Source organism: Microcystis sp. M_OC_Ca_00000000_C217Col (assembly GCF_007095585.1).
Classification (GTDB): Bacteria; Cyanobacteriota; Cyanobacteriia; order Cyanobacteriales; family Microcystaceae; genus Microcystis; species Microcystis panniformis.
Genome location: NZ_SFBV01000115.1, coordinates 1 through 3,147, shown reverse-complemented (window position 1 = coordinate 3,147; position 3,147 = coordinate 1). Strand labels below are relative to the sequence as shown.

6 protein-coding genes are annotated in these 3,147 nt (G+C 44.0%); all 6 read left to right on the top strand.

The genetic code is table 11. The features are described 5' to 3' along the window. Positions 1-448: 448 nt before the first annotated feature. The 6 genes from EWV66_RS06955 to EWV66_RS06925 all read left to right on the top strand — a co-directional run bounded on the left by EWV66_RS06955 (position 449) and on the right by EWV66_RS06925 (position 3,044). Positions 449-724: a hypothetical protein gene (locus EWV66_RS06955; protein ID WP_002752924.1), complete on the top strand. Its 276-nt coding sequence runs from the start codon at positions 449-451 to the stop codon at positions 722-724. Beyond that, positions 721-1,089, top strand: coding sequence for a hypothetical protein (locus EWV66_RS06950; protein ID WP_002752923.1), 369 nt, complete (start codon positions 721-723; stop codon positions 1,087-1,089). Before EWV66_RS06955 ends, EWV66_RS06950 begins: the two co-directional genes overlap by 4 nt. A 202-nt stretch (positions 1,090-1,291) precedes the next feature. Then, complete coding sequence (locus EWV66_RS06945) at positions 1,292-1,552, top strand: hypothetical protein (protein WP_043996091.1); 261 nt, start codon at positions 1,292-1,294, stop codon at positions 1,550-1,552. After that, positions 1,545-1,964, top strand: coding sequence for a pepsin/retropepsin-like aspartic protease family protein (locus EWV66_RS06940; protein WP_052276632.1), 420 nt, complete (start codon positions 1,545-1,547; stop codon positions 1,962-1,964). The genes EWV66_RS06945 and EWV66_RS06940 overlap by 8 nt, the downstream gene beginning before the upstream one ends. Positions 1,965-2,558: 594 nt before the next feature. Next, positions 2,559-2,723, top strand: a complete 165-nt coding sequence (locus EWV66_RS06935) for a DUF4160 domain-containing protein (protein WP_349283572.1) — start codon at positions 2,559-2,561, stop codon at positions 2,721-2,723. A 177-nt stretch (positions 2,724-2,900) separates the two neighbouring features. Next, positions 2,901-3,044, top strand: a complete 144-nt coding sequence (locus EWV66_RS06925; protein ID WP_284526120.1) for a DUF2442 domain-containing protein — start codon at positions 2,901-2,903, stop codon at positions 3,042-3,044. Positions 3,045-3,147: the final 103 nt, after the last annotated feature.

Genomic DNA, 3,147 nt, shown 5'->3' with positions numbered 1-3,147 from the left:
TGGAACGAAATAGAGGCTTTTAAAGACTGCGTACATGGAGAATTAAAACAAGAATTACCCTCGAAAAGCCTATTTTTCCACTAAGTATTTATGCTCATTGCAAAGGTGAGATGCTCCCTGTAGTCGCTGAGAAAGTTGCCAAGGTTATCTCATTACGGGATGACTGGTATGGACACTTTACAGTTATTGAAGAAGACAAAATTAGAATGAGAGACTTAACGGTGCGATCGCCGATCTTGTAGGGTACGTTCCCTCATGTGACTCCTACTGCTCCAGCGATCGATTTTTGGGGAACGTACCATGCACATTAATTGAAGCGCCGATTCAAATTTGAAGTGCACCACTGGGGGGCTTCCGATGAGGCGGCTCATCAGTAGTAGAGCGGGAGCACTTCGTTAGAATAAATCAGAGTATAATTAAGGCAAAATACTGAGTTGAGGTCAACCCTATGGCAGTTCGTCAACGGCGTTATCCCAAAGATGAGTTAGCCGAGCGAGGGCAAAAACTCTACGAATCTGGCATTCGGCAGCAAGTCGAAGCCGGTAATGAAGGTAAGATTGTAGCGATCGACATTGAAACTGGAGAGTTTGAAGTCGATGAAAACGTTGTGCCTGCAACTAATCGGCTCTTTGAACGTCACCCCGATGCCCAACCTTGGATCATTCGTATCGGACATCGCGCTGTTTATCATTTCGGGGCACGGAGTTTGAAGAAAAATCCATGATGGAAGGTGTTGTAAATTTGCGGCGTGAAGCCACGCTAAGGATTGTAGTCGGAAACTCAAATCGGCAACTGCAAGCGGTTGACGCGGTGATTGATACCGGGTTCAATGGATTTTTATCTTTGCCCTCTACAATCATCGCTACATTAAATTTACCTTGGAGTGGTTCTGATTTTGTCACGCTGGGTGATGGCAGTGAAACTTATTTTGATCTGTACACTGGGACTGTGATATGGGATGGGCAGTACCAAGAGATTGATATTGCAGAATCAGAAACAGAGCCTCTACTAGGAATGGCGCTGCTTTACAGATATCGGTTGCAGGTCGATAACATTGAGGGCGGTAAGGTCAAGATTGAAGCCTTATGAGCCAGTGCTAGAAGAGATTCGGTGAGGCGCGGTCTAACAACGCAGCCGTAGGGTGCGTTCCCTAATGTGACTCCTACTGCTCCACCGATCAATTTTTGGGGAACGCACCATGCACATTTATTGAAGCTGTATTCCTTGATGGGAGAGGTAGATTTAGGAAGATGCTATGATCCAAATTAGATAGCAACACCAGATGTTTAATATGTCCCTTATCGAACTCCTGCCAACTGTCAGTCAACTAACGCATCAAGACAAGCTCAGGCTTATTCACTATCTTTTGCTTGCAGTAGCCAAAGAGGAAGGATGTAGCCTAGACACTGCAAGTAATGAGCATAATGAAAATATGCTGATCAAGCAACTAGCGGTTACTAACGCGGTTGTCTGGTCGCCTCAAGCAGATCATCAAGCTGTTCACGCTTTGTCTGAGCTTTTGGTGTCGGCAAAGGGAGTATCAAATGCTTGACGGTCATCGCTTTTCTTTTACAGAACGGACTGACAGTTCTGGTCGGTCTAGCATCTTGCCATACTTGCCGCTAACCTTAACTGATGGAAAACAGTCAATAGAGGTTATGGCTTTATTGGATACGGGTGCTAGTGTTAATGTCTTACCCTACGAAATCGGATTACAGTTAGGGGCGGTCTGGGAAAATCAAACTATTCAAATTCCCTTAAGTGGAAACCTTGTCCATAGTGAGTCACGAGGGCTGGTTTTGACTGGGACAGTTGCACATTTTGCTCCTGTTTTACTTGCCTTTGCGTGGACTCAATCAACAGATGTACCAGTAATTTTAGGTCACATGAACTTTTTTGCAGAATTTAATGTGTGCTTTTATCGAAACGAATTAGCTTTTGAGATTTGTCCGATCCAGAAATAAACTATTGCCAACCAATCCGCTGAACTTGTCATTTGCCGAACTGTTTTTACTTCGTAGCCAGTGCGATGCCGAAGGCACTGCGTAGCAGCACGCCGCTCTTGTAGGGTGCGTTCCCTAATGTGACTCCTACTGCTCCACCGATCGATTTTTGGGGAACGCACCATGCACATTAATTGAAGCTGTAAGTCTAAATGCGATACCGAAAGCACTGGGTAGCAGATCGCTGATCTTGTAGCTTGGGTTGACGAAAAGAAATCCGGCGTTGCTGACTTTGGGTATGAATCATTGCATCTACATTTTTTAAAACTCAGGCTCAAACTGACTTTTTGATATATGCAAAATTAGCATTCATACCTTGATTAAGCAACGCCAGAAATCCAACACCTTCGGAACTAAACTGCGAACGCTAATCTTGTATTGTTCTTAACCTTAAATAGCCTTTGGCCTACACGAGCATATTCACAGATTGACAGTCAGCGAGGCATTCAGCTATGTTTGAGATGTTTAGAGCAAAACTTTTGAATGCCCACGCTGTTGACCGTTGGCCCATATCGATTCTTTTGATACGCAGGCGATCGCAATGAGCCACCTCACATCCATGTTGAACGAGATCGAGAGATCGCTAAATTCTGGCTTCAGCCGGTTCGTCTTCAGAGTAACCAAGGATTTAACCGCACCGAAATTAACCGCATTCAAAAACTTGTTCAAGAAAACCAAGAACAATTACTAGCAGGCTGGAATGACTTTTTTAACGAATGAAGTATTTGAAACATTGGCAATTCAGCAATTGTGTGATAATTTTTGCTTATGGAATTGTGAAATGCTTATCGGGCAAGACTTTTAGGGCTATTTTGACGAAGAAACCATCAGTATAGACCTCGTTTCCACACAGAAACCAGAAGAGCCGCCATCACAGATGACACACTCAGTGTAGATTTGTCTGATGGGCGCACTATATCTGTTCCCCTGGCATGGTATCCTCGGCTCCTGCATGGCTCAATTGAGGAGCGCAATGATTATCGCTTGCTCGCTGGTGGCAGTGGAATCCATTGGAATCAACTAGAGGTAGTGATTCGGTAGTAGTGGTAAGCCATCTTGCTTATCTGGACTGAGTCGTGTAGAATATTTACTAATAAAAATAATTGCTTGATAAATGTTGGGGATTTGCTTTTTATGATTGCTA

What these genes read in the sequence shown, in the direction of transcription:
- EWV66_RS06955 (WP_002752924.1), top strand. Translation starts at nt 449, where the DNA reads ATGGCAGTTCGTCAACGGCGTTATCCCAAAGATGAGTTAGCCGAGCGA.
- EWV66_RS06950 (WP_002752923.1), top strand. Translation starts at nt 721, where the DNA reads ATGATGGAAGGTGTTGTAAATTTGCGGCGTGAAGCCACGCTAAGGATT.
- EWV66_RS06945 (WP_043996091.1), top strand. Translation starts at nt 1,292, where the DNA reads ATGTCCCTTATCGAACTCCTGCCAACTGTCAGTCAACTAACGCATCAA.
- EWV66_RS06940 (WP_052276632.1), top strand. Translation starts at nt 1,545, where the DNA reads ATGCTTGACGGTCATCGCTTTTCTTTTACAGAACGGACTGACAGTTCT.